At 67.0% G+C, this 25,196-nt stretch carries 27 protein-coding genes; 19 read left to right on the top strand and 8 right to left on the bottom strand.

Annotated elements, in window-relative coordinates; all coding sequences use genetic code 11:
• Positions 1 to 3: 3 nt before the first annotated feature.
• The 6 genes from C8J39_RS06050 to C8J39_RS06025 all read right to left on the bottom strand — a co-directional run bounded on the left by C8J39_RS06050 (position 4) and on the right by C8J39_RS06025 (position 3,430).
• Entirely contained in the window at positions 4 to 849 is an 846-nt protein-coding gene (locus C8J39_RS06050; RefSeq protein ID WP_120299617.1) for a lytic transglycosylase domain-containing protein, read from the bottom strand.
• Positions 850 to 1,060: 211 nt separating this feature from the next.
• Entirely contained in the window at positions 1,061 to 1,378 is a 318-nt protein-coding gene (locus tag C8J39_RS06045) for a flagellar protein FlgN (protein ID WP_120299616.1), read from the bottom strand.
• Positions 1,365 to 1,661, bottom strand: coding sequence for a flagellar biosynthesis anti-sigma factor FlgM (gene flgM / locus C8J39_RS06040; RefSeq protein WP_120299615.1), 297 nt, complete (start codon positions 1,659 to 1,661; stop codon positions 1,365 to 1,367). Before flgM ends, C8J39_RS06045 begins: the two co-directional genes overlap by 14 nt.
• An 85-nt stretch (positions 1,662 to 1,746) precedes the next feature.
• Positions 1,747 to 2,241 carry a flagella basal body P-ring formation protein FlgA gene (locus tag C8J39_RS06035; RefSeq protein WP_120299614.1) on the bottom strand — a complete coding sequence of 165 codons (495 nt, stop codon included), beginning with the start codon at positions 2,239 to 2,241 and terminating at the stop codon, positions 1,747 to 1,749.
• Complete coding sequence (locus C8J39_RS06030) at positions 2,238 to 2,759, bottom strand: hypothetical protein (RefSeq protein WP_120299613.1); 522 nt, start codon at positions 2,757 to 2,759, stop codon at positions 2,238 to 2,240. Before C8J39_RS06030 ends, C8J39_RS06035 begins: the two co-directional genes overlap by 4 nt.
• Complete coding sequence (locus tag C8J39_RS06025; protein WP_120299612.1) at positions 2,756 to 3,430, bottom strand: motility protein A; 675 nt, start codon at positions 3,428 to 3,430, stop codon at positions 2,756 to 2,758. Before C8J39_RS06025 ends, C8J39_RS06030 begins: the two co-directional genes overlap by 4 nt.
• Positions 3,431 to 4,052: 622 nt before the next feature.
• On the opposite strand from C8J39_RS06025, the gene C8J39_RS06015 reads away from it, so the two are divergent.
• From C8J39_RS06015 to C8J39_RS05955, 13 genes are all read left to right on the top strand, one after another.
• Positions 4,053 to 4,391, top strand: a complete 339-nt coding sequence (locus C8J39_RS06015) for a flagellar basal body protein (RefSeq protein ID WP_279388810.1) — start codon at positions 4,053 to 4,055, stop codon at positions 4,389 to 4,391.
• A gap of 18 nt (positions 4,392 to 4,409) precedes the next feature.
• Positions 4,410 to 4,805 (top strand): flagellar basal body rod protein FlgC, encoded by a 396-nt coding sequence (gene flgC, locus C8J39_RS06010; protein WP_093400072.1) that lies wholly within the window; start codon positions 4,410 to 4,412, stop codon positions 4,803 to 4,805.
• A gap of 2 nt (positions 4,806 to 4,807) precedes the next feature.
• Entirely contained in the window at positions 4,808 to 5,488 is a 681-nt protein-coding gene (locus C8J39_RS06005; protein ID WP_120299609.1) for a flagellar hook assembly protein FlgD, read from the top strand.
• A gap of 28 nt (positions 5,489 to 5,516) precedes the next feature.
• The gene (locus tag C8J39_RS06000; protein WP_056061578.1) at positions 5,517 to 6,785 is read left to right on the top strand and encodes a flagellar hook protein FlgE; all 1,269 of its coding nucleotides are present in this window, start codon (positions 5,517 to 5,519) and stop codon (positions 6,783 to 6,785) included.
• A 24-nt stretch (positions 6,786 to 6,809) separates the two neighbouring features.
• Positions 6,810 to 7,562, top strand: coding sequence for a flagellar basal-body rod protein FlgF (flgF, locus tag C8J39_RS05995; protein ID WP_120299608.1), 753 nt, complete (start codon positions 6,810 to 6,812; stop codon positions 7,560 to 7,562).
• A gap of 13 nt (positions 7,563 to 7,575) precedes the next feature.
• Positions 7,576 to 8,364, top strand: a complete 789-nt coding sequence (flgG, locus tag C8J39_RS05990; protein WP_120299607.1) for a flagellar basal-body rod protein FlgG — start codon at positions 7,576 to 7,578, stop codon at positions 8,362 to 8,364.
• Positions 8,364 to 9,044, top strand: coding sequence for a flagellar basal body L-ring protein FlgH (locus C8J39_RS05985; protein WP_120299606.1), 681 nt, complete (start codon positions 8,364 to 8,366; stop codon positions 9,042 to 9,044). Before flgG ends, C8J39_RS05985 begins: the two co-directional genes overlap by 1 nt.
• A gap of 296 nt (positions 9,045 to 9,340) precedes the next feature.
• Entirely contained in the window at positions 9,341 to 10,447 is a 1,107-nt protein-coding gene (locus tag C8J39_RS05980) for a flagellar basal body P-ring protein FlgI (RefSeq protein ID WP_243649740.1), read from the top strand.
• Positions 10,444 to 10,776: a rod-binding protein gene (locus C8J39_RS05975; protein ID WP_120299604.1), complete on the top strand. Its 333-nt coding sequence runs from the start codon at positions 10,444 to 10,446 to the stop codon at positions 10,774 to 10,776. The genes C8J39_RS05980 and C8J39_RS05975 overlap by 4 nt, the downstream gene beginning before the upstream one ends.
• Positions 10,773 to 12,119, top strand: a complete 1,347-nt coding sequence (gene flgK / locus C8J39_RS05970; protein ID WP_120299603.1) for a flagellar hook-associated protein FlgK — start codon at positions 10,773 to 10,775, stop codon at positions 12,117 to 12,119. The genes C8J39_RS05975 and flgK overlap by 4 nt, the downstream gene beginning before the upstream one ends.
• Positions 12,120 to 12,124: 5 nt before the next feature.
• Positions 12,125 to 13,045: a flagellin gene (locus C8J39_RS05965; RefSeq protein ID WP_120299602.1), complete on the top strand. Its 921-nt coding sequence runs from the start codon at positions 12,125 to 12,127 to the stop codon at positions 13,043 to 13,045.
• Between the two features lie 110 nt (positions 13,046 to 13,155).
• Entirely contained in the window at positions 13,156 to 14,019 is an 864-nt protein-coding gene (gene motA, locus C8J39_RS05960; RefSeq protein ID WP_056061555.1) for a flagellar motor stator protein MotA, read from the top strand.
• A 4-nt stretch (positions 14,020 to 14,023) separates the two neighbouring features.
• A complete protein-coding gene (locus C8J39_RS05955; RefSeq protein ID WP_120299601.1) occupies positions 14,024 to 14,929 on the top strand; it encodes a flagellar motor protein MotB in 906 nt (301 codons plus the stop codon).
• Positions 14,930 to 15,015: 86 nt separating this feature from the next.
• Here the strand turns inward: C8J39_RS05955 and C8J39_RS05950 are convergent, their stop codons facing one another.
• Positions 15,016 to 15,519 carry a MucR family transcriptional regulator gene (locus tag C8J39_RS05950; protein ID WP_120299600.1) on the bottom strand — a complete coding sequence of 168 codons (504 nt, stop codon included), beginning with the start codon at positions 15,517 to 15,519 and terminating at the stop codon, positions 15,016 to 15,018.
• Positions 15,520 to 15,855: 336 nt separating this feature from the next.
• On the opposite strand from C8J39_RS05950, the gene C8J39_RS05945 reads away from it, so the two are divergent.
• On the top strand, positions 15,856 to 17,337 hold the full coding sequence (locus C8J39_RS05945) for an O-antigen ligase (protein WP_120299599.1): 1,482 nt from the start codon (positions 15,856 to 15,858) through the stop codon (positions 17,335 to 17,337).
• Here C8J39_RS05945 and C8J39_RS05940 read toward each other — a convergent pair.
• Positions 17,321 to 19,261: an acyltransferase family protein gene (locus tag C8J39_RS05940; RefSeq protein WP_183037935.1), complete on the bottom strand. Its 1,941-nt coding sequence runs from the start codon at positions 19,259 to 19,261 to the stop codon at positions 17,321 to 17,323. The two genes, C8J39_RS05945 and C8J39_RS05940, sit on opposite strands and share 17 nt — an antisense overlap.
• Before the next feature lie 123 nt (positions 19,262 to 19,384).
• Here C8J39_RS05940 and C8J39_RS05935 point away from each other — a divergent pair, with 123 nt between their 5' ends.
• From C8J39_RS05935 to C8J39_RS05915, 5 genes are read left to right on the top strand one after another with little or no spacing between them, the layout of a single operon-like run.
• Positions 19,385 to 20,557 (top strand): glycosyltransferase family 4 protein, encoded by a 1,173-nt coding sequence (locus C8J39_RS05935; protein ID WP_165895141.1) that lies wholly within the window; start codon positions 19,385 to 19,387, stop codon positions 20,555 to 20,557.
• Positions 20,554 to 21,564 carry a glycosyltransferase family 2 protein gene (locus C8J39_RS05930; protein WP_120299596.1) on the top strand — a complete coding sequence of 337 codons (1,011 nt, stop codon included), beginning with the start codon at positions 20,554 to 20,556 and terminating at the stop codon, positions 21,562 to 21,564. The genes C8J39_RS05935 and C8J39_RS05930 overlap by 4 nt, the downstream gene beginning before the upstream one ends.
• Positions 21,561 to 22,898, top strand: a complete 1,338-nt coding sequence (locus tag C8J39_RS05925; protein WP_120299595.1) for an oligosaccharide flippase family protein — start codon at positions 21,561 to 21,563, stop codon at positions 22,896 to 22,898. Before C8J39_RS05930 ends, C8J39_RS05925 begins: the two co-directional genes overlap by 4 nt.
• Positions 22,895 to 24,064 carry a glycosyltransferase gene (locus C8J39_RS05920; RefSeq protein WP_120299594.1) on the top strand — a complete coding sequence of 390 codons (1,170 nt, stop codon included), beginning with the start codon at positions 22,895 to 22,897 and terminating at the stop codon, positions 24,062 to 24,064. The genes C8J39_RS05925 and C8J39_RS05920 overlap by 4 nt, the downstream gene beginning before the upstream one ends.
• A complete protein-coding gene (locus C8J39_RS05915; protein WP_165895140.1) occupies positions 24,061 to 25,188 on the top strand; it encodes a glycosyltransferase in 1,128 nt (375 codons plus the stop codon). Before C8J39_RS05920 ends, C8J39_RS05915 begins: the two co-directional genes overlap by 4 nt.
• Positions 25,189 to 25,196 lie beyond the last annotated feature (8 nt).

Below are 25,196 nucleotides of genomic sequence, written 5' to 3'. Positions count from 1 at the left end.
CGCTTAGCCGCCCAACCGTGCGAGCATCATGTAGGCCAGGCGCGCGGTATCGGGTGTCGGGCGCAGGACGTTCACCGCGGCCTGCGTCGTCTTGCCGGTGAACCTGCCCATTGCAGTTGTTGCCCAGGCGAGCGCGTCGTCGGCGCTTTCGTTGTTGCCGGTGATGACCGTGGAGCCGTTCATGTCGAGCGCCTGCGCGGCATAGTTGGCGGGTGTCACGGTCGCGCTTGCCCCGGCGGCGGCACCGCCGAGCTTGTCGGCGAAGCGGTCGTAGATCGCCGACAGCGTGCGCGGCTGGTTGTTCGAATCGTAGAAGACGTTGTGGTTCGCGCGCGCGGCGGCGGGGAGCAGTGCCGCGCCGCTCGCCTGCGGGTTGGCCTGCATCGTTTTCAGGAACTTGGTCGCGCCACCGAGTCCCATGAAGTGCGCCATATACAGGTCGGTGCCGGAAGCCGGGCGGTTCAGCGTGCCTTCGAGCGACGCCTTGTTGTCCGACGCATATTCGGCGGCCATCATCGACGAGGCGTTGGGATCGTTGCGCAGCGCGAGGATCGCCGCCTTGGTGCCGGCATCGCCGACCGACAGGCGGCCGCTCGACGACGTGCCGATGCTGTCCGCAGCCCAGGCCATGCCGTGCTCGGCGCCGTGCTTCTTGACGACGGAGAGCCAGCTCTGTTCGATGAACTGATAGAGGCCCGATGCGCTCGACGTGCCGGCCTTGGCGTTGGCGTTCAGCCCGCTCTCGAGCTTTGCCTGGCCCAGCAGATAGTCGAAATCCACGCCCGTCTTGCTGCTCGCAAGCGCGATCGCGGACTGGATCCGGCCGGTAGTGATAGGATTGACGGTCATGCCCGTGTGCGGTGCCCCTGGTTCAGGGGGTGCTCAGCAAGGGGCGTGCCAGTTTTGGTGTGGGCAGGCTGCATTCGCCCGGTGCACAACGATCTCCCCTCCCTGGAAGGGAGGGGCAGGGGGTGGGTAGGCCGGCTTGTGTCTTAGCGGTTCGGAATTCGTGGAAGGCGACCCACCCCCAACCCCTCCCTTCCAGGGAGGGGCGCAGAAGTCAGGCGTACCCGGCGCGCAGACCCGGCCGATACCCGGCAACGGCACCATCGCCGGTCAGGGTTTGCAGGCGGCGGCGAACATTTGCCGCCATCAAATTGGTGTAGATCCGGCACGTCTCGTTGAGGCGGTTCGCCTCGTCCGCCAGCTCGCGGATCTCGGTGCCCGCGGGCCCGGTGCCGAGCAGCGCGACCTGTTCGATCCCGGCGAGCTTGTCGGCAGTCGCGCGTTCCAGGCTGGCGACGTCGTTCGACTTCAGCGCGGCGATCTCCGCGTGCAGCGCATCAATGACGCGGATCAGGGCATCACGCCGTTTCATTCGAATTCCAGTCCAGGCGAAGCGCCATCAGGCGATCGGCGATGGTCGCGGGGAGGATCGGGAAGGTGCCCGTCGCGATCGCCTTCTTGATCGCGGCGACGCGGCTCGCATCGATCGGCGGCGAGGCGGCCATCGACTTGGCGAGCGCGATCGATTCCGGCACCACCGAAATCTGCCTGGGCAGAACCGGCGTCTGTACGACCGTCGTCGGCGTCGCCGCGGCGATGCGCGCGACGGAACGATCTCCTGCTACTGACGGCTTCGCGCCGATCGAATCCACCATGTCCGCATCCTCTGGTTTGCGCTGACATCAGGAGAAACGGCTGCACCGACAAAACCTTTAGCAAAATTAATCTGTTCGGCCGAAATTAGTTCGACCAGCCGGGAAGGGTGGCGCGACCGGCCTCGACCGCGATCGCCTGGACCGGCGTGCGGGTGTCGTCGACCTTGACCATAAAGCGCCCGCCGGGCGCGGCATCACCCATCGCGACGCCTTCGCGGCTGATGGAGAAGCCCTCTGTGCCGGCCTCGATGACGATCGGATCGCCGCGTTTGATGACGGGCGCGACCTTCACGGCGGGCGTGAACGAGGCTGCTACAGCGGCGGGCGCGTTGGCGGGGCGGATGACCGGCACGAAGATCCGCCATGCGGGGCCGGCGCACGAGACGACGACCGCGTCATGCTGTTCGGAGCGCCATGACAGCGACACCGTCGGGCAGGTCGCGAGCCGCAGCCGCGCGTCGACCGGCGTGCGCGCGCCCCCCTCTGCACCAGTCGGGCGGCCGGTAAACGCGGCGACCGAAGCGTCGAGCGCGGCGGTATCCTGGAAGCTTGCGGCCATGAGCAGAAGCGGGATGATCATTTAGCAGTCCTCAGCGGTTCGCCGACAAAGGCGACGGAGACGATGGCGGCCCGACGGCCGGGCTTGGTGGCGGTGACGATCGCGACGCGTGACGGCGCGACCGCGGCAAGCGCGGCGGCAACGGTGCGCGCGCGGTCGGCGGCAAGGATCGCGGCGCTACCGGTCACGCGGTCGATATCGGCGGCCGTCCCGTCGGTCGAGCCGGTGACGGTGAGCATGACGCGGGGATCGCGCGCCGCCTCGCGCGCCCAGGCGACGAGCGCGCCGGGGGTGGTCGGCAGGATCGCCGAGCCGGGCGCGAAATCGAGAATGCCGGCGGCCGCGACGGGCATCGGCGTCGGCTCGGTGTCGTTCGCGCCGAAGCCTTCGCGAATGCCCTTTGCCAAGTCCTTGCCGCCGATATGTTGCGTGGCCTGGAGGAGTACGAGGAAGCCCACGAGCAACAGCGCGAGGTCGGCGAGCGTGATCAACCAGAGCGGCTTGCCGGTCGGCGCATCGGGATATTCGCTGGCGTTCACGCGACGGTGGCCAGCGTGGGTGGCGAACTGGGTGCGACGTAGCCGCGGGGAGTCTCGCGTTCGGCGAGTGCGACGAGCGGCGCTTCGATCCGCACGCGCTCGAAGGCTTCGTTGCGCCCTTGCGCGCGGAGGCGGTTGGCGATCGGCGTGAAGAGGAGGTTGGCGAACAGTGCGCCGTACAGCGTGGCGAGTAGCGCCACCGCCATCGCACCACCGATCGCGCCGGGATCGCTCATCGTCGCGAACATGTGCGCGAGGCCGATCAGCGTGCCGACCATGCCCATCGCCGGGGCGACCTCGGCGGCACCAGCCCAGACGTCGGCGGCAGCGACGTGGCGCTCGATGCGGGCGCGGCGGCGATGCTGGACGAGCGTCGCGACGTCGGTTGCGGAGGCGCCATCGACGATCGCCGCGATCCCCGCGGCGACGTCGGCGTCGGTAATGACCGAGCGATCGAGCGCCATCACGCCGTGGCGCTTGGCGATGCGGGCTAGGGCCGTGATCTGGAGGAGGAGCGGGTCTGCGTCGAACCGGCCGCGGCCGAGTGTGGTTACGGCGGCGAGCGCTCGGCCGAGATCGCGCAAGGGGGTGCGGAGGACGACGGCGAGCGCCGTCCCGCCACCGACGATGGCGAGCGCTGCGGGGTCGAGGAGTTGGGCGAGCGTGATCATGCGCCTGGCGTGATGCAAGGGGTGGGCCAATTGGAAGGCAGCGAAGCGTAAGGCCGCTGTGTCATGCCGGGAGCTGGTCTTCTGTTCCCCTCCCTCGTGAAGGGAGGGGCTAGGGGTGGGTGGGTTCGTTGGCATGCGGTGCGCTTGCCAAGCGGCCCACCCACCCCCGACCCCTCCCTTCACGAGGGAGGGGGGAAGAAGGGTGATGCCGGCGGCCACTCAACCGCCACCCCGGCGAAGGCCGGGGCCCAATTGGGGGACGTCGCTAACTGAGGGTGCGCTTCGTTACTGCGACCTTTCCAATTGGCCCCCGGCCTTCGCCGCGGTGGTGGCAGTGGTGCCTGCTTCCTTGTTCTCCCGCGAAGGCGGGACCCAGACTGGGTCCCCGCCTCCGCGGGGAAACATAGTGAGGCAGGGGGCAGTGGTTCGGTTTGCCGCCCCAAACACGCCAACCGGCAACTCCATTGCCGCCCACCCCTGCAACACCGGCAACCTCTTGCCGCTCCCCTTGCCGCCCACCTGCCGCCGCCCGGCAAACCACCATCCCCCACCCGCAACACGAAAACTGGCACGGCCATTGCTTATGTCCGGTTGCGCAATCGGTGCGCCAGGAGACGGGCTTGTGTCAGGCGACACGCTTTTCGGAGTTCACGGGGCGGCACTCGAGGTGCGGTCGCAGCGCATGGGTGTGCTGGCGTCGAACATCGCCAACGCCTCGACGCCCGGCTTCAAGGCGCGCGACATCGATTTCCAGGCCGCGCTCGCCTCGGTCGAGAACGACGACAGCACCAATGCCGCCACCAAGTATCGCATCCCGACGCAGACCTCGATGGACGGCAACACCGTCGAGCTGAGCCAGGAGCAGACCGCGTTCGCCGAGAACGCCGTCCAGTATCAGACGACGCTGTCGTTCCTGAACGGGCGGATCGGCCAGATCACTCGTGCGCTGAAGGGGGAATAAGGCGTGTCCAGCCAGCCCATGACGATCTTCCAGGTCGCCGGCCGCGCGATGTCCGCGCAGCTCGTCCGGATGAACACGACGGCGTCGAACCTTGCCAACGCCGGCGGCACGACCGGCTCGGCGGAGACCGCGTACAAGACGATGAAGCCGGTGTTCCGCACCAGCTTCGACGCGGCCAGCGGTATGTCGACGGTCGACGTCGAGCGCGTCGTCACCGCGGGCGACGCGCCGACCAAGCGCTACGATCCCGACAATCCGATGGCCGACAAGGATGGCAACATCTTCGAGGCGGCGGTCGATGAAACCCGCGAGATGGTCGACATGATGGAGACCGCCCGCAGCTACCAGAACAACATCGAAGTGATGAACACGGCCAAGTCGCTCATCATCGATACCCTCAAGCTAGGCCGCTGATCATGGCAACCTCCTTCGACTCCACGCTCTCCAATCTCGGCATCACGCGCACTTCGACCGCCGCGGCGACCACCACGACCAAGTCTTCGACGTCGCTCGGCCAGTCCGACTTCCTGAAGCTGATGACCGCGCAGATGCAGAACCAGGACCCGTTCAACCCGGTCGACAACACCCAGATGGTCGCGCAGATGGCACAGATCTCGACCACCTCGGGCATCTCCGAGATGAACACGACGATGAAGGCGATCGCCGACAAGCTGGGCGTCACCAGCACCGGCGAAGCGCTCGGCTATGTCAGCAAGACCGTTCTGACCCCGGGCAGCACCGCTTATGGTCGCGCAGCCGGCGGCATCGCCGGGTCGGTCGAGCTCGCCGGTGCCGCGACCGACGTCAACGTCACGATCAGCGACGCGAACGGCGCGGTCCTGAAGACCATGTCGCTCGGCAAGCAGGCCAAGGGGACGATCGGCTACGACTGGGACGGCAAGGACGCCGCCGGTGCGGAAACTGGCAACGGCCCGTTCACAGTCCAGGTCGCCGCGCAGAACGCCGGCACCACGGTCGGCGCGACCGGCCTGGTCTGGGCACCCGTCCAGTCGGTGTCGACCACCACAGGCGCCGCCATCCTCACGCTTCCCGGCCTCGGCGAAATTCCCGCCAGCGCCGTCCGCCAGATCGGCTGAACCCAGAGTTTCCAGGAGTTAAACCGCCATGTCCTTCTACACTTCGCTCTCCGGTCTCCAGGCGTCGCAGGCCGAGATGTCGACGATCTCGCACAACCTCGCGAACGTCGCCACCAACGGCTTCAAGAAGAGCCGCACCGAATTCGCCGACGTGATCGCATCGAGCGTGTCGGTCGCGCCGTCGCAGCAGATCGGCTCGGGCGCGATCGTCCAGGCCAATCGCCAGCAGTTCGCGCAAGGCAGCCTCATCCAGACCTCGAACAGCCTCGATCTCGCGGTGTCGGGCGACGGCTTCTTCGCGGTCAAGCCGAGCATCGAATCCGCCTCGATCAACTACACGCGCAATGGCGGCTTCCTGGTCGACTCGAACCGCTATGTCGTCGATTCGCAGGGCTCGCATCTGCAGGTGTTCCCGGTCGACGGCTCGGGCGCGGTGGTCGCGACCGGCTCCGATTCCGCGGTCAGCCTGCGCCTGCCCGAGACGAGCGGGACGCCGGTGCCGACTTCGGCGGTTACGATGACCCTCAACCTCAACGCCAATTCGGCGCTGCCGACGACGGCGACGTTCGACCGGTTCGATCCGTCGAGCTACAACCAGTCCGCGCAGACCACGGTGTACGATGCCAGTGGCAACGCGATGACGCTGACCAACTATTTCAAGCGCACGTCGGCACCGACGACGACCAACGCGAACAGCACCTGGGAAGTCCACAGCTTCGTCGGCGACAAGGAGTTGACGACGAACGGCACCGCCGGGACGGCAATGACGTTCGACCCGACCGGCAAGATGACCGCGCCGACCGCCGCGATCAAGTTCGACCAGTTCACCACCGCGAACTCGACCGATCCGCAGGCGATCGCCTTCACCTTCGGCAGCGGCACGACGCAGCTGTCGAGCGCGTTCAACGTCGCCTCGCGAACGCAGGACGGCAAGGCGGTCGGCCAGATCCAGGGCGTGACGGTCGACGAGAAGGGCCTCGTCAATGCGAGCTTCTCGAATGGCGACACGCAGGTGCTGGGGCAGGTGATGCTCGCGAACTTCTCCAACCCCGAAGGCCTGCGCCAGCTCGGCAGCAGCTATTGGCAGTCGACCGGCATTTCGGGCTCGGCGAAGCTCGGCTCGGCGGACACCAACGGTTTCGGCAAGCTGATGTCGGGGACGATCGAGGGATCGAACGTCGACATCACCGAGGAGCTGGTCAACCTGATCGCGGCACAGCGCAATTTCCAGGCGAACTCCAAGGCCTTGGATACCGCCAACCAGATCTCCGAAACCATCTTCAACATCCGCAGCTAAGCAAGAGCGAGCAGGGGACCCTGAATGGACAAGCTGGTCTACACCGCGGCGACGGGCCTGCGCGCGCACATGGCGGCGCAGGCGGCGATCGCCAACAACATGGCGAACGCGTCGACCACCGGTTTCCGCGCCGATCGCGTGGTGTTCGACCGGCTCAACCTGAAGGGCGACGGCTCGACGATCGAGGCGCGCGCGCCGACCTCGGAAGAGGTGACCGACGCCGATCGCTCGCCGGGCGCGATCCAGTTGACCGGGCGTCCGCTCGACGTCGCGATCACCGGCACCACCGCGTGGCTGGCGGTGCAGGCGTCGGACGGGTCGGAGGCGTACACGCGCCGCGGTGATCTGGAGGTCGCGCCATCAGGCGTGCTGCAGACCGGCGACGGGCATCCGGTGATCGGCTCGGGGGGGCCGATCACCCTGCCGCCCTACCAGTCGCTGACGATCTCGGCCGACGGGACGATCTCGATCGTGCCGCAGGGCGGCGACGCGAAGGACACGCAGGTGATCGACAAGCTCAAGCTCGCCGACACCAAGGGGTCGGATACCGTGAAGGGCCTCGACAACCTGTTGCGCGTGCGCGGCGGCGGTGCGCTGCCGGAGGACATGGACGCCAAGGTTCAGGGCGGCGCGATCGAGGGATCGAACGTCAACATGACGCAGGCACTGGTCGACATGATCGAGAACCAGCGCAGCTACGAAGTCCAGGCCAACATGATGAAATCCGCCAAGGAAATCGACGAGAGCGGTGCATCGCTGATGCGCCTGCCGAGCTAGAAGGAACAGACGAATGTCATCCGCAGCCATGCATATCGCGCGCACCGGGCTCGACGCCCAGGACATGCGCATGCGCGTCATCTCGAACAATCTCGCCAACGTGAACACCACGGGCTTCAAGAAGGACCGCGCGGCGTTCGAGACGCTCGCCTACCAGACCGTCACGACGCCCGGTACGCAGAGCACCGCCGAGACCAAATACGCGACCGGGCTCAACCTGGGCACCGGCGTCCGTATCCAGGGCACCGCACGGATCGACACGCAGGGCGCGATGCAGACGACCGGCAACAGCCTCGACCTCGCGCTCGACGGCGACGGCTATTTCCAGGTGCAGATGCCCGGCGGCACGCTCGGCTACACCCGCGCCGGCAATTTCTCGCGCTCCGCCGAGGGGTTGCTGGTGACCAGCGAAGGCTATCAGGTGCAGCCCGGCATCACCGTACCCGAGGGGACGACCGGGATCACGATCGGCCGCGACGGCACCGTGTCGGCGATGGTTCCCGGCCAGACCGAGGCGTCGCAGATCGGCCAGATCCAGGTCGCTAGCTTCCCGAACGGGGCTGGGCTCCAGGCGACCGGCGACAATTATCTCGTCGAGACCGCAGCCAGCGGCGCGGCGACCGTCGGCGTCGCCGGGCAGGACGGTCGCGGCGGGATCAAGCAGGGCATGCTGGAAGCGTCGAACGTCAACGTCGTCGAGGAACTGGTCGACATGATCGAGACGCAGCGCGCGTACGAGGTCAATTCGAAGATGATCTCGGCGACCGACGACATGCTCAAATACGTCAACCAGAACCTGTGATGCGCACCGTCTCAACATCGCTTGCCGCCCTCGCCGCGATCCTCGCCGCGTCTTCGGCAGACGCCAGCCTGTTCGGCAAGAAGGCGCCGCCCGAGGATTTCTCGGTCGCGCGGCCCTTGCCGGTCCAGCCGGTGCCGGTCGTCGCAACAGGCTCGATCTTCCAGGCGCAGGACGGCTATGCCGCTCTGTACGAAGGCTGGCGTGCGCGGAAGGTCGGCGATCCGCTGACGATCGTGCTGGTCGAGCGCACCGCTGCGTCGAAGTCGTCGGGGTCGAAGCTCGACAGCAATGGCTCGGGCAGCATCACGCCGCCGACCACCGGCTTCCTCAACCTGTTCAACAAGAGCGACGCGACGCTCAGCGGCGGGCGTAGTTTCAACGGCAGCGGCGCGGCCGACCAGACCAACTCGCTGTCGGGCGAAGTCAGCGTGACGGTGGCGCAAGTCTATCCCAACGGGACGATGCTGGTGCAGGGCCAGAAGCGCGTCACGCTCAACCGCGGCGACGAGTTCCTGAAGATCAAGGGCCTGGTCCGCACCGCCGACGTCGACGCGAACAACCGCGTCCTGTCGACCCGCGTCGCCGACGCGCAGATTTCGTACACCGGCAAGGGCGACGTCGCCCGCGCCGGCCGCCAGGGGTGGCTCAGCCGCTTCTTCTCCGTCGTCAGCCCGTTTTGATGCGCCCGCTGACCCGTGCCCTCACCCTTCCCACCCGGCAAGCGCCGGCCGGGCCCCTTCCCTCTCCCCTCAGGGGAGAGGGAGAGACGCCGAAGGCGGCGAAGGGTGAGGGCACGCGTGTCAGCGCCAACCCGTTCGTCCTGAGTAGAGACCGAATAGTGCCGAAGGCGCGTATCGAGGGCTCGTATCGAAGGACAGGTTGGCGCGCGGAACCCATGCTTCGATACGCGCCCTCGATACGCCGCTGCGCGCCTACTCGGTCGCTACTCAGCACGAACGGCAAAGGACTAAAGACCGTGTTTCGTACTCTCGCAGGTCTCCTCACCACCCTCCTGGCATCGCTCCTGATCGCCGCGCCGGCCTCGGCCGACCGGATCAAGGATCTGGGCGGGTTCCAGGGTATCCGTTCGAACCAGTTGACCGGCTACGGCATCGTCGTCGGCCTGCCAGGCACGGGCGACGACAACCTCGAATACACCGTGCAGTCGCTGAAGGCCGTCGCGTCACGCTTCGGGCTGCAGCTGCCGCCATCGGCGAATCCCGGTATGAAGAACGCGGCGGTGGTGATGATTACCGCCGAACTGCCGCCGTTCGCCAAGCCCGGCCAGCGGCTCGACATCACCGTCGCCTCGATGGGCAAGGCGAAGAGCCTCCGCGGTGGCAGCCTGATCATGACGCCGCTCCTCGGTGCCGATAACCAGATCTACGCGATGGCGCAGGGCAACCTGGCGGTCGGCGGTCTCGGCGCGGAAGGCGCGGATGGGTCGAAGATCGTCGTCAACGTACCCTCGACCGGTCGCATCCCCGAAGGTGCCACCGTCGAACGCGCTGTCGCCACCGGGTTCGACAGCGCGCCGACGCTCACCTTCAACCTTGCACGCGCCGATTTCACCACCGCGCAGAACGTTGCGGGGGCGATCAACTCGAAGCTCGGCTTCGGCAGCGCGCAGGCGATCGACGCGGTCTCGGTCGCGGTGCGCGCGCCGATCGGTGCCGATATTCGCGCCACGCTTATGTCGACGATCGAGAATCTCGATGTCGTCTCCGCCGAACCCCCCGCCAAGGTGATCGTCAACGCGCGCACCGGTACCGTCGTCATCAACTCGGCAGTCCGCGTCGGGCCTGCGGCGATCACGCACGGCAAGATGACGGTGCGGATCGACGAGAAGCCGCAGGTCAGCCAGCCAGCCCCGTTCAGCCAAGGCCAGACCGCGATCGTCCCGAACAGCCGCGTCGCAGTCGAGGAGGAGCGTCGCCCGATGTTCCTACTCAACCCCGGCCCCAAGCTCGCCGACATCGTCAAGGCGGTCAACGCGATCGGCGCATCGCCGGCTGATCTGGTCGCGATCCTCGAGGCGCTGAAGGAAGCCGGCGCGCTCAAGGCCGAGTTGATCGTCCTGTGAGCCCGCTCGACGCAGCCGCAGCCGTAGCACCCACGACCGGCATCTCGACCGACACGAGCCGCCTCAAGTCGAAGGACAATCTCGACAAGGCAGGCGAGAAGTTCGAGGCGGTCTTCACCGGCATGATGCTGAAGAGCATGCGCCAAGCGAAATTGGCGGACCCGCTGTTCGATTCGAAGGCGATCGACACCTTCACCGACATGCAGGACGGGCTGATCGCCAAGTCGATGGCCGAGCACACGCCGCTCGGCATCGGCAAGGCGATGACCGATTTTCTCGCCAAGTCTCAATCCGATCTTAACCAGGCTGCGGCAGACTCGCCGCCATGAGCGATCTCCTTTCGATCGGCGCCTCGGGCGTGCGCGCGTACCAGACCGCGCTGTCCACGGTGTCGGAGAACATCGCGAACACCGGCAATGCGGGCTATACAAGGCGGACGACGACGCTTTCCGAAGTGTCGTCGGTCAATGGCGGGCTGAACGCGCAAAAGTCGGTCAGCAGCAACGGCGTCACGATCACGGGGATCGGCCGCAGCGCCGACGCATACCGGTCGCAGGCGGTCCGCTCGGCCGGCACCGATCTCGCCAAGACCGAAGCCGGCGTCACCTGGATGAACCGGATAGAGACGGCGCTGGGCAACAACCAGCTCGGCGACCGGCTCACCAGCTTCTTCACGTCCGCGCAGAAACTCGCCGCCGATCCGACTTCGGAGCCGGCGCGGGCGGTCATGCTCGAATCGGCGGGTACGGCGGCGGCGGCGTTCACCGCGACCGGCGCGGCGCTCGATACCGCGGCCGCCGATCTCGATTCGACCGCATCGCAGGCGGTGCAGTCGCTCAATGCGCTCGGTACCGCACTCGCCAAGATCAACGACGGCATCGCGCGCACCGCGCCGGGATCGTCGACTGCGGCGCAACTCGCCGACCAGCGCGACCAGATGCTCGAGCAGATGAGCACGATCACCGACATCAATACGTCGTTCGACGATCTCGGGCGGACCACTGTGCGGCTCGGCGGCGCGGCGGGCTCGGTGTTCGTCGCGGGTGGCGAGAGCGCGCAGGCGTCCTATGCGCGCAACGACGAGGGTGCGGTCCAGTTCGCCGTCACGCGCGGCAACGTCACGTCTGCATTGTCGCCGACGGGTGGCGCGCTTGCCGGGTTCGCGGAAGGCGCACAGCGGATCGCCGCGGCGCGCGGATCGCTCAATGCGATCGCCACCGACTTCACGAGCAAGATCAACGCGGTGCAGGCGCAGGGTCGCGATCTCGACGGCAATGCGGGCGCCGCGATGTTCGCGACCGGTGCCACGCCGACGGACATCTCGGTTGCACTCGCCGACGGACGCGGGATCGCTGCGGCGAGCGTGACCGGCGGCAAGCGTGACGCATCCAATCTCTCCGCGTTGCAGGGAGTCCGCAGCAGCGGTGGCTTCGAAACGCGCACCACGACGCTGATCGCCGGCAACGCCGCCGCGCTCGAACAGCGCAAGGTCGTGGCCGATGCGCAAACTGCAATCCGCGACGGCGCGGTGAGCTCGCTTGCGTCCGCGTCGGGTGTCGATCTCGATAGCGAAGCGGTCGACCTACTGCGCTTCCAGCAGGCCTATCAGGCGTCGAGCCGCGTGATCCAGACCGCGCGCGACACGCTCCAGACCATCCTCGATCTACGGTAACGCCCATGCAGATCGCGACTCGCCTCTTCTACGACCGCGCCTCGGCGTCGATGACTTCGCTCGGTGGCAAGGCGGAGTCGTTGCAGAACCAGATCTCGACCGGGACCAAGCTGTCGACACCCTCGTCGGACAGCGCCGCGTATCAGCGGCTTGCCGGGATCAAGCGCGATACCGTCGACGACAAGGCCTATGCCGCCAATCTCGGCACCGCCGAATCGGTGTTGAAGCAGGGCGACACCAGCCTCTCCGCGATCACCGACCAGCTGCAGAGCGCGACCGAGCTGGTGACGCAGGCGAAGACGGGCACGCTGAATGCGGCGAACCGCAAGGCGATCGGCGAACAGATCGCCGGCCTCGTCGTGACGCTGACCAACCTCGCCAACGCCAAAGACGCCCGCGGGCAGGCGCTGTTCGGTGGTGCCGACGGTGCGCCTGCGGTCGCTGCGGGCGGGACCTACGCGCTCGCGTCGAAGCCGGTGTCGGGCATCCCGATCGGCGACGGCCAGACCGTCCAGGCGAACGAGACTGCCGCGCGTATCTTCACCGTCGGCGGCAAGGCCAAGCCTGATGGCAGCATCGAGGGCGGTACCAATACGCTGGCGATGCTCTCGGCGATCGCGACCGCGTTGCAGTCGGACGATTTCAAGGCGAGTTCGCTCGATACGTCGCTCGCCGACATCAGCGCCGCGTCGGATCAGGTGTCCACGGTGCAGGCCTCGCTCGGGGCTCGCGCCGCGCGTGTCGATCTGGAGGCATCGCGGCTGACCGATGTCGCGGCGGACCGCGAAGCGACCCGGTCGGGGCTTGAGGATACCGACATCACCACGACGGTGGTCGAGTTGCAGAAGACGATGACGATCCTGTCGGCGACGCAGGCGAGCTTCTCGAAGCTCTCGGCGCTGTCGCTGTTCGATTATCTGCGCTGATCCGAATTTAATCGCGCGCGACGTCGCCTTGGTAACCGGTTGGCTACCAAAGGCGGTTAATTCTGTGGCGACGCAAGTGCCGCTGTCGGCCCTGGGGGAATTCGAACACCATGTTTCCGGTCATCGGCATCGTCGTCCTGCTCGTCATGGTGTTTGGCGGATTCGCGTTCACCGGCGGCGCGCTCGGCCCCGTCATGGAGGCCATCCCGCACGAGATGCTGATCATCGGTGGTGCCGCCGCCGGCGCGCTGATCATCGGCAATTCGGGCAAGGAACTGAAAGGTCTCGGCGCCGGTCTCGGAAAGGTCTTCAAGGGTCCGAAGTACAAGAAGCAGGATTATCTCGACGTCATCTTCCTCGTCAGCAAGCTGATGAAGATGCTGCGGATGGACGGGCCGATCGCGCTCGAGCCGCATGTCGAGGATCCGCAGTCGTCCGCCGTGTTCGCGGAATACCCGAAGCTCCTCAAGGACAAGGCGCTCGTCAACCTGATCGCCGATACGCTGCGCCTGGTGGTGGTGTCGTCCGGTACGCTCGACGTGCATGCGGTCGAGGAGGTGATGGACCACTCGATCAAGACGCATCATCACGAGGAGGAGGCGGCGCACGGCACGCTCGCGAGCCTCGCCGATGCACTGCCCGCGCTCGGCATCGTCGCCGCGGTGCTCGGCGTGGTGAAGACGATGGGCTCGATCGACAAGCCACCGTCGATCCTCGGCGCGATGATCGGCTCGGCGCTGGTCGGTACGTTCATGGGCGTGTTGCTCGCCTACGGCATCGTCGCGCCGCTCGCGAACCGGTTGAAGCAGGTGCTCGATGCCGACGCGTCGATCTACGACGTGGTGAAGCAGATCATCATCGCCTCGCTGCACGGCCATCCGCAGCCGCTGGTGATCGAGGCCGCCCGCTCGGGCATCGCGCACAAGAACCAGCCGGGCTTCGCCGAAGTCTTCGACGGGCTGAGGGGCAAGTAATCCGGTGGCCGCGCGCGCGCCTCATGGGACGAACCAGCCGCCCAAGGTCATCGTCAAGAAGATCTATATCGAGGCGCATGGCGGCCATCACGGCGGCGCGTGGAAAGTTGCGTACGCCGATTTCGTGACCGCGATGATGGCGTTCTTCTTGTTGCTGTGGATCGTTGGCGCGACCACCGAGAAACAGCGCAAGGGCATCGCCGATTACTTCGCGCCGACCATCCTCAACACGCGCTCGCTCGGGATCGGCGGCGGCGGGCTGTTCGGCGGCGAATCGATCCTGGACAAGAATCGCATCGGGCCGAAGCCCGGGCAGACGAGCATGGCGCAGCTTGCGATTCCCGATGCCGGGCTCGGTGGGCCATCGGCAGGGACGGGGCCCAAGGGTTCGCTGAAAAGCCGTGATGCGCTGACCAAGGAAGATCAGAAGAACTTCCAGGCTCTGCGTCGGCGCGTGCTTGGCGAGATGTCGGGCAATGCGAAACTGTCGCGGCTGCAAAACCATGTCCGCTTCGTGCCGACCCAAGACGGCATGCGGATCGATCTGGTCGACGATGCGGATTATTCGATGTTCGCGCTCGGCACGACGGCGCTCGATCCGGAAGCGTCGGCGTTGATCGGCATGATCGCAGGGTCGGTGCAGGGCATGCAGAACCCGATCATGATCCGCGGCCATACCGACAGCGTGCCGTATGGCGACCCGCGTGCGATGAACAACTGGATGCTGTCTTCGGGTCGCGCCGAGGCGACGCGTCGGCGGCTGTTGTCGGGTGGCACGCCGGAGGAGCGGTTCGAGCGGATCGAAGGCGTCGCCGACCGCGAACCGCTGATCGTCAAAGACCCTGCAGATCCGCGCAATCGTCGCGTTGCGATCACGTTGCTCTACAGGCGTGGAATCTTCGCCAAGTAACGCCGCCGCGTTCTCACGCTCCGCGCAACAAAAAAGGACCGGTGCCGCGAGGCGCCGGTCCTTTTTGTCGTCACTGGCTGCGTCGCTTATTCAGCGGCGGCGGCAGTGTCCGTCTTGCGCTTGCGCGTCGTCGTCTGCTGGGCAGGCGCCGATTCGGTCTTGCGCGGGCCGGGCTTGCGTCCGAGGCCGATCTTCTTCGCCATCGCACGACGGCTCTCCGAGTAGTTCTCGGCGACCATCGGGTAATCGGGCTTCAGCCCATAACGTTCGCGGTACTCGGCCGGCGTCATGCCGTGCGTCGCGAGGTGACGGCGCAAGGTCTTGTACGACTTGCCGTCGATCATCGAGATGATGTGATCCTTCGACGCGAGCGATTTGCGTGCCGTTACGGCAGGCGTGTATTCGGTCGCAGCTTCGACCGGAGCAGCTTCGGTGGTAGCGCCGAGCAACGACGCGACCGTCTCATGCATCTTGCCGAGAAACGCGGGAACGTCATCAGCCGAACTCCGGGTATTCGGGTTGCCGAGCCATGCGATCGTCAGTTCTGTTGCCAGCTCGACGGCATTCAGGTCGGTGGTATCTTCGGCCATAGTATACTCCATTGTCTGCGGACGCCGTAACGACGTGCGACATCGGGTTCAACCATCCAAAGACGTTTTCAGCCCATTAAATTGTAAAAATCGACATTGGAAGTGGGAACGGATGAAGATCGGTCCATTTCGATTGCTCTAAATTAGAGTTTCCGAGCATGAACAAAGCAAGCACGGCGAAGAGATCATCGGGCGCTGACGGCTGGACGCCTGTCGTCGCGGCGGATAGAACTCACGTGACGGTCGCGTGCGTATCGTCGGCCGCGTCGATAGCTATCGCGCAACCTGTTCGGCACGCGTCGTAGCTGCGATGCATCCTATCGAGAGAGTTTCCGCATGCTTTCAGGTCCCGACAGCGCGAACCGATCCGAACGCGCGAACCGATCCTCCGGCATGGGCGGGACCGCAAAGGCGCTGTCGAAGGCGGACGCCTATTCGGGCAGCGACTGGCTCGCCAAGCTCGGCAAGGGCAATGCGGACGACGACGCGCCGATGCTGAGAGGCGTTGGCGATCGCCTGATGCCGCTGCGGATCGCTATCATCGCGCTGATTTCCCTCGTGATGCTCGGTCCGATCATGACCAATGTCGAGGGCGGCAATGGCGGCGACGGGAGCGCCATACGACAGATCGGCTATCTCGCGATCTTGGCCGGCACGATCTTCGCGATCCGCCCCTCGGCGAGTCCGAAGTCGCTGGTCGCGTTCACCTGGCCGATGCTGCTGGCACTCGCATGGTGCTGGATCAGCGTATCCTGGGCGCTCGACCCGGGCACCGCATTCCGCCGTGTATTCCTGACGACGCTGGTCGCGTGGATGGTGTTCAGTCTCGTCCGGCACGGCGGCTATCAACTGAACGTCGACCTGCTTCGCTATTCGCTGCTCGCCGCGATCCTGATCTCGTATCTCGTGGTCGTGCTGGATCCGATGGTAGGCATTCATCTTGCGGGCGAAGAGCAGGCGATGGCGCTGATCGGCAACTGGCGCGGCTTCCTCGGCCACAAGAACTTCGCCGGCGCGGTGTGCGCGTTGTGCATCATCATGTTCCTGTTCGATGCGAAGCGTATCCGACCGACGATCCGCATCTTCGCGATTCTGGTGGCGGGGTATTTCCTGTTCCGGTCGCAGTCGAAGACGTCGGGTGGCATGGTGGTGCTCGCCTCGGTCGGCGGCATCGTCTTCGAGACGGTCAGTATCCGCCTGCGCCGCTACATCATCCCGATCCTGATGATCGTCGGATCGGTCTTCTGGTTCCTGACCAGCGCCTATGCCGACATGGTCCAGTCCAACTTCCTACAGCCAAAGGCATTTACCGGCCGTGGTCAGATCTGGGGGGCGCTGCTGAACTATGCTGGCGATCATCCCCTGCTCGGCGCAGGCTTCGGGTCCTTCTGGAACATCGAGGGCAGCAGCCCGGTGTTCGAATACGGCCATGGCTATGTCACCAAGATCACCGTCGGCCATTCGGGGTATATCGACCAGCTCGTGACGGTCGGTATTCCCGGCGTGCTGCTGATGGTCTTCGCGATGGCGGTCTGGCCGTTGGGGAGGCTGCTCGCGAGCGCGGACGTCGCGAAGGGGCGGGGCGCACTGATCTCGGCGATGCTGATGTTCTGCATCGGTCACAACATCACCGAGAGCGGCCTGTTCGAGCGCGACGGCATCGTCAGCACGATCTTCTTCTTCGCGGTCGCGCTCGCGCATTATTGCACGATGGACGACAAGCGGACGGCGCCGGTCAAACAGGCGGGCGACGACGTGATGCGCGAACTGCGTCGCCGCAAGCGCAAGCATCGCCCGGTGCTTACCGCCGGCGAATGACCGGGTGACGGGCCAGGATCGCCGCCAGCGCGGCCTGGGCGCCGGCGGGCGTGAAGTGCGAATGATCGAAGTGTAGCGGCGTGCCATCGGCGGTGGTCAGGCGGCAGGTCGTGCCGGTACACTCCGTGTCGATGGCGGAGGCGTAATCGGCGCCCGCTGCGCGGACCGGCCCCGCCATCGCGCGATCGAGCGCGATACGGTCCATCAGTCGAAACCCGTCCGCGAGCGTCGGGTCGGCATCCGCGTCCGATCGCACGATCAACGCAGGAAGGTCCACGTCGTATTCGACGGAGGGCCCGATCACCAGGACCCGCGTGTCCCGCATCCGCAGCCAGCGGATCGTGTCGAGCAACGCCGGCTGTTCGAAGTCGAGCCATCGTGCAGACAAGATAACCGTATCGATCCGCGCGAAATCCAACGTGCCGAACGCGGCGTCCATAGTGGTGCGACAGGTCGGCAGGCCCTTCCCGTGTAGCAGTGGTCGACACCCCGCCGCAGTCACCTGGACGATGTTCGCGCCCGGCAGAAGCGTGTGCAACGCTTGCGAGAAATGCGCGCCGTGGCTGTCGCCGAACAGCGCGATGTTGGGCTTGGTGGCCGACAATTGCAGGCACTCGGGCGAGAAGCGGCGGCCGGTCGGCAAGACGAAGCAGCGATCGGTGCTGAATTGGCGTTTGCCCGCGTCCGTCGAGTCCCAGCCGAGATAGCTGGCGGCCAGCGCCTGGCGCGGCGAGAGCGGACGGATGTCGTCGGCCCTGGCGGCGATCGTCAGCCCGGCGATCGTCATCGCCGCGAGCAGCACGACTGCGACGGCGTGCGGGGCAAGACCTGATCCGCTGCGCCAGCGCCGGCTCGCCGGGCGCTCAACCAGCGCAAAGCTCAGCCATGCCGCGCCAAGCGACGCGCAGAGCAGCCCGAAAGTCTCGACCGGCGCGAGCGTCGAGCCGTGGCGGATCTGGTAGAAGGCGATGATCGGGCGATGCCAGAGATAGGCCGAATAGGAGATCAATCCGACCGTCCGCAGCGGCCACGCACCGAGCAGTCGTGCCGTCGGACCCTCGCCGCCATAGGCCAGCAGCACCGCGGCCGCGACGGCAGGGGGTAGCGCGAAGGGCACGGGAAACGGCCAGCCGCTGCTGATCGCGATGCAACTCGCGGAGATCACTGCGATGGCGAGGATGCACAGGGCCGCGCGGATCGATCGGTTCGCGATTATCGGTACGGCGCCGAGCGCGACCAGCGCGCCAAGCGACAATTCCCAGATTCGCGCGGGCAGCAGGAAGAACGCGGCGGAAGGATAGGTCGTCGCCAGCCATCCTCCGATCGCGAACGAGGCGAGTGCGAAGCTGGCGATGACCTGCGCGAGACGCTGCCGGGAGAGCCCCCGGAGTGACCACAGAAGCAGCGGGTAGAGCAGATAGAATTGCTCCTCCACCGCCAGCGACCAGGTGTGGACGAGCGGCTTTGCGTCCGATGCCGCCGCGAAATAGTCTGAGGTCAGGTAGAAATAGAAATTCGACCCGAACACGCTGGTCGCCGCCGCACTCCGCCCGAGGTCGCGCAACTGGTTGGGCAGCAGGAGCACGCAGCCGAGCGCGAGCGTGACGGTCATCATCACGAGCAGCGCGGGCAGGATGCGGACGATCCGGTGGCGATAGAAGCGCGCGATCGAGAAGCGCGCCTCGGCGATGTCGCGCACCATGATCGCGGTGATCAGGAACCCGGAGATCACGAAGAAGATGTCGACCCCGACGAACCCGCCCCGCAACTTCGTCACGCCGCAGTGCAGGAGCAGGATGGGCAGGATCGCGAGCGCGCGCAGTCCGTCGATATCCGGCCGATAGCGGAGCGTGCGTCCGTCCTGCGATGCCGACGTTCGCGTGCCTGCGTGCGCGGCCGATCCTGTCGCTATGCTCTCGCTCACTTGTACCGACGCCCCCACTTGCGCCGTCGGTCTATAGCGGGTGACGGCATGCTGCTAGGGCCGGCATGGACGCGCCTGCCGGGCGTTGCTACGCGCAGACGGCGGCGGGGGGCGGATCATCTGGTGACGGGTACGAACGACGAGCCTTCGCAAGCGGCAGATGCGCCGCGCCTCCGCGTGATGCACGTCATCACGCATCTCGACATGGGCGGCGCCGAGAATGTCGCGCTGGGGTTGATCGATGCCTTGCGCGACCGGGTCGAGTTCTCGCTGTTCGCGGTGCTGCGCCAGTCGCCGCTGAGCAAGGTCGGGCAGGACATGGCCGAGCGGCTGGAACGCTGGCACGTGCCGTTCCGGTTCGGCACGGAGCGCGGGTTTAAGTCGGGTGGCGTGGTCTTTGCGGCGCGGTCGCTCGCGCGCGCGGTTGCCGAGCAGCGGCCCGACCTGATCCATGTCCATACCGAGATACCGGAACTGACGCTGGCGGTGGCGGGCCTGATCTCGCGCCGCGTCCGCCGCACGCCGTTGCTGCGCACCGTCCATAACAGCGAGTTGTGGATCGCCTGGGGCGGCATCGGCCGATGGGTGACGCAACGGCTGGCCAAGGGCGACGCGGTGGCGGTGTCGCGTAACGCCGCCACCGCCGATGCGGCGATCGTCACGCGCGGGCGCCGACCGCTCGCCGACGTCATCTACAACGGCGTGTCGCCACCGGCGACTTCTCCGATCGAGAGGGAGGCAGGCTCGGTACGACTGCTGTTCGCGGGGCGGCTCGTCCACCAGAAGGGCGCCGACCTGTTGCCTGCTATCCTCCGAGAGGCCCATTCCCGCACGATCCGCCGCGACGTCGTGGTGACGATCGCCGGCTCGGGTGCGATGCGGAACTCGGTGGCGCAGGGGCTCGAGGAGGGTCTGGAGGGCTGGGACGTCCGGATGACTGCGCCGATCGAGCGTCTCTCCGAACGCCTGCAGGAGTATGACGCGGTGCTGCTGCCGTCACGGTTCGAGGGGTTCGCGCTGCTCCCGCTAGAAGTGTTGATGGCAGGTATCGCGCTGGTGACGACCGATGCTCCCGGTCTCGATGAGGCGATCCCGGCCGACTATCCGTTCAAGGCCCCAGTCGACGACGTCGCGGGGATCGGCGCGCAACTGGCGGCGGTGATCGACGATCCGGCGACCGCACGCGTCACCGCGGCACGCTACGGCGCAGACCTCGCCCGCAGTTTCAGCCCGGAGGCGATGGCGTCCGCGTATCTGGCACGCTATCGCTCGCGTGGGGATACGGGGGCAGAGTGACGGTCGCAGTCGGGATCAAGGCGCTGAACGAGGCGGCGTATATCGACGCCGCGATCGGCAGCGCGCGCGCCGCGCTCGACCGCGTCGGCGGCGGGCAGGTCGTGCTCGCGGACAGCGGGTCGTCCGACGCCACGATAGCGTTGGCGCAGGCACATCCCGGCACGCGGATCGCGCAACTTGCCGATCCTGCCGAGCGGTCTTGCGGCACGGGGGCACAACTCGCATTCCAGGCTGCGTCCGAGACCCCCGGCGTCGACTATTTCTACCTGCTCGACGGCGACATGGTCCTCGACCCCGGCTTCCTCGAAGCAGGCATCGCCTTCCTCGAGGCGAACCCCCGTCACGCGGCGGTCGGTGGCCGCGTGCGCGAGGTCAACACCGACAGCATCGAGTTCGAACTGCGCGCGCGCAACGATCGCGTTAAGGGAAGCGCGGTGGCGGGCGATGTCGACCGCCTCGATTGCGGCGGTCTGTACCGCGTCGCCGCGGTGCAGCGCGTCGGGCATTTCGCCGACCGCAACCTCCACGCGTTCGAGGAATATGAGCTCGGCGCCCGGTTGCGCGCGGACGGCTGGCGACTGGCGCGGATCGACGTGCCCGCGGTCGAGCATCACGGCCATGCGACCGGCGGCTACCAGCTGATGTGGCGACGGTTGCGCACCGGCTATGCCGGCGGGCCGGGCGAAGTCATCCGCGCCGCCTGGGGTCGCCCGCACTGGTCGCAGGTCCTGCGCGAGTTCGCCCAGTTGCGCTACAGCGTGATCGTCTATGGCTGGTGGCTTGCGATGCTCGTCGCGCTCGCGATGGGGCAGGGCATCGCCTTGCTCGCGGTCGTGCTGCTGCCGGTCGCGTTCCTGACGATGCGCCGGCGGAGCCTGCGGGTTGGGATCTACTCGCTGGTGACGTGGAACGTGATCGCGATCGGCATGCTCCAGGGTCTCGTCCGCCCGCGCCGTCCCGCCGATGCACCCGTTGCCGCGCGCGACCTGTCCGCGCCGGGGCGATGAGCACCGCGTCCGGCTATCTCGGCAAGTTCGTCTGGACCGCGGGCACCTTCGTCGTGTCCGCCGGGCTGAAGTTCGGGCTCAACATCGTCCTCGCTTATCTGCTCGCGCCGGAAATCCTGGGCGTCATGGTGGTCGTCAACGCGATCCGCCTCGGCGTCGAATTGCTGACCGATGTCGGGATCGAGCAGAACATCATCCACCACCGCGACGGGCTCGATCGCCAGTTCCGCGACACCGCCTGGACGCTGCAATATCTGCGCGGCGTGCTGCTCAGCGCAGTCTTCCTGATCGCCGCGCCGTTTCTCGCGCACGCCTACGGTATCGACGTCCGCATCTTCCTGGTCGCGGCGCTGTCACCGATGATCGGTGGTGCGCACTCGACCGCGATCTTCGTGCTGGTCAAGCAGATGGAGGTCCGCCGCCGCAACCTGTTCGAACTGTCGTGCGAGGCGCTGGCGTTCGCGGTGCAGGTCGCACTGGCGGCGTGGCTGCGCTCGGTCTGGGCGCCGGTCATCGGCCTCGTCCTCGCGGTCGCGATCCGCTCGGCGCTGAGCTATCTGCTGCCCGATCCCGGCCAGCGCCTCCGGTTCGACCGCGACGTCGTTCGGCGCATCATCCATTTCGGCAAGTGGATCGCGATCACCTCGCTGGTGATGTACGCCGCGACCAATCTCGACCGGCTGTATCTCGGCCGGGTCGCGCCGCTCGCGCTGCTCGGCATCTACGGCATCGCGCGCGCGATCGCCGAGCTGCCGACCACGCTCGCGCGGCGGATGAGCTATCAGATCATCTTCCCCGCGCTGGCCAGCGTTTCCGAAGGCGACCGGGTGGGGCAAATGGCGGCGATCGCCGGCTCGCGCGCGGTGTTCACGCTCGGCGTCTGCGCCGCGCTGGCACTGACGGCATCGGTAGCGGACGGCCTGATCCTGGTCATCTACGACCCGCGCTACCAGGCGGCGAGCTGGATGCTGTCGGTGCTGCTTGGCGGTGCGGTATTCGCGGTATTGTCCAACCTCAACGAGGCGTTGCTGCTCAGCGCTGGGCGGCCTTTTTATGCGAGCGTCGCCAACATGATGCGGCTGGCGACGCTTGCGGTGTTGTTGCCGACCGGTCACCGGCTCGCGGGCTTTCCCGGCGCGGTCGTCGCGGTCGCGGTCACCGAGCTGCTGCAATATGGCTATATCGCGGTCGGCCTGCACCGCGTGCGGATGAGCTTCTGGCGACAGGACGCACTGGCGATCGGGGCGGCCTGCGCGGTGTTCGCGGTGATGCTCGCGGTCCGTTGGCAGCTCGGGTTCGGCTCGCCGCTCGCGGGTCTTGGGAGGATCGGATGACGCGGCTGCTGATCGTCCATTATGCCGGCGACTACCGCGAGGCCGCTCGCCTGCGCCGCGCCACCGGTGGCGAGACCTATTACGGCCACGGCTACGTCCTCGACCAGCTCGCCGCGTGGCAGGCGCAGCACGAGGCGGTCGGGTTCCTGTGTTCGCTCGCGCCGTCTTATTGGGAGACGCTCGACAGCGGCGTGACGGTGATCGGCGCGGACACCAACCCGGACCAGGACCCCTTACCGGTGTTGGCGCTGATCGAGCGGTTCGCGCCGACGCACCTGATCGTGTTCGGGCCGATGCTGCCGCTGATCCGCTGGGGGATTGAGCACGACGTCCGGCTGGGCGTGATCATGGCCGATTCGTTCGCCAATCCCTATTATCGCTGGGTCCGGTTCCGGCGGCTGCCGAAGCTGCTCAACGATCGCCGCGTGACGCTGGTCGCCAATCACGGTGCCAATGCCGCGCGGGCGCTGGTCGGGATCGGTTTGCGCGCGGACAAGGTGCTGGCGTGGGATTTCCCGCACGATCGGACGCCCGAGACTCAGGCCTGCAGGACGCATGCGTCGGGACCGCCCTTCACGCTGCTGTTCGTCGGCTCGATCAGCGCGAAGAAGGGCGTCGGCGACCTGGTCCGCGCTGTAGCGTTGCTGAAGGACCGACTCGACGTCCGGCTCGACGTCGCGGGCCTGGGCGCAACGGGCAAGTTCGCGGCGCTCGCGACACGCCTCGGCGTCGCCGACCGCGTCCGGTTCCTCGGCCTCGTCCCTAACGGTGCGATCCCGGCAATGATGCAGGCTGCCGATGCGGTGATAGTCCCCAGCCGCCACAATTTCCCCGAAGGCCTGCCGCTGACGCTGTTCGAGGGGCTCGCCTCGCGCACGCCGGTGATCGCGTCGGACCATCCGATGTTCGACGGGCACCTGGAGGACGGCGAGAGCGCGCTGGTGTTCGCCGCGGGCAAGCCACGCGCGTTGGCGGATGCGATCGCGCGGCTGATGACCGATCCGGCGCTGTATGCGCGGGTGTCGCAAGGGTCGGCGGCGGCGTGGCACCGGATGCAGAACCCGGTCAAATGGGGGGAGATGATCGATCGCTGGGTGCGCGACGATGCCGAGGATCGCGCCTGGCTGTCGGCGCATACCGTCGCCGCGCTGGACGGGCCGGCATGACGACCCGAACCGGCGCGATCCATTTCACGATGACGCATTCGACGGCCGGGGGCTTGCGCGAACTCTGGGACGACATCGCCGAAGGACTGATCGCACGCGGCCATCCGGTGAAGCGCTTCGTCCTCTATCCCCCCGCCGATGCGGAGGGCGAAGGTGTCGACATGGCGGTCTGGCACCACGTCGCCGACGCCCGTCCGCGATCCGTTCTCGGCGCCGTTCGCACGTTCGCGGCGCTGGTTCGCTATCTGCGCCGCGAGCGACCCGCCGCGGTCGTGTCGGCGATGCCGGCCGCGAACGTGCTGCTGCCGCTCGCGGTGACGATCGCGCGCGTGCGCACCCGCGTGTTCCTGTCGCATCATTCGCCGACCGACACCCATAACCGTCTGCTCGACCGGATCGACGGCTGGACCGGCAGCCTGCCGTGCGTCGCCGGGATCATCAGCGTGTCGGACGCGGTCGGCGCGACGCTGGCGCACAAGCCCGCGACCTATCGTGCGCGGACGCTCACGATCCACAACGCGCTGTCGGAGTGGGTCGAGCGGGTCCTCGACGCCCTGCCGCGGGCAAAGGCGGGGGGCGATCGGTTGCGCGTCGTCGCGTTGGGGCGGCTGTCCCACCAGAAGAACTATCCGATGCTGATCCGCGCCATGGCCCAAGTGCCGGGCGCGGATCTGGAGATCGTCGGTGGCGGCGAGGACGAGGCGGCGTTGCGCACGCTCGTCGCGGACCTGAACCTCGGCGACCGCGTGACCTTCGTCGGCCTGATCCCGCGCGACGCCGCGCTCGCCAGAGCCGCCTCCGCCGACGTCTTCGTTCAGGTCAGCCGCTACGAGGGGCACAGCCTCGCGCTGATCGAGGCCGCGCGGCTAGGCCTGCCGCTGGTCGTGTCGGACGTGCCGGTGCAGGTCGAGGGCATCACCGCACGCGACGGAACACGGTGCGGGATCGTCGTGCCGCTTGAGGATCCGGCCGCGCTGGCGACCGCACTCCGGGGATTGCAGGACGATCCCGCACGCCGGTCGCACTGGGCGGATCTTGCCGCGCGGCTCGGCGGCGAGGCGTCGAACGCGCGAATGCTGGATCGGTACGAGGCGGTACTGGCTCCCGCGGCACCGGCGCGATAGGAACAGCT

This window comes from Sphingomonas sp. PP-CC-1A-547 (assembly GCF_003610375.1).
GTDB lineage: Bacteria > Pseudomonadota > Alphaproteobacteria > Sphingomonadales > Sphingomonadaceae > Sphingomonas.
The sequence above is the reverse complement of the archived record's forward strand: the minus strand, read 5'-3'. Positions and strand labels throughout refer to the sequence as shown.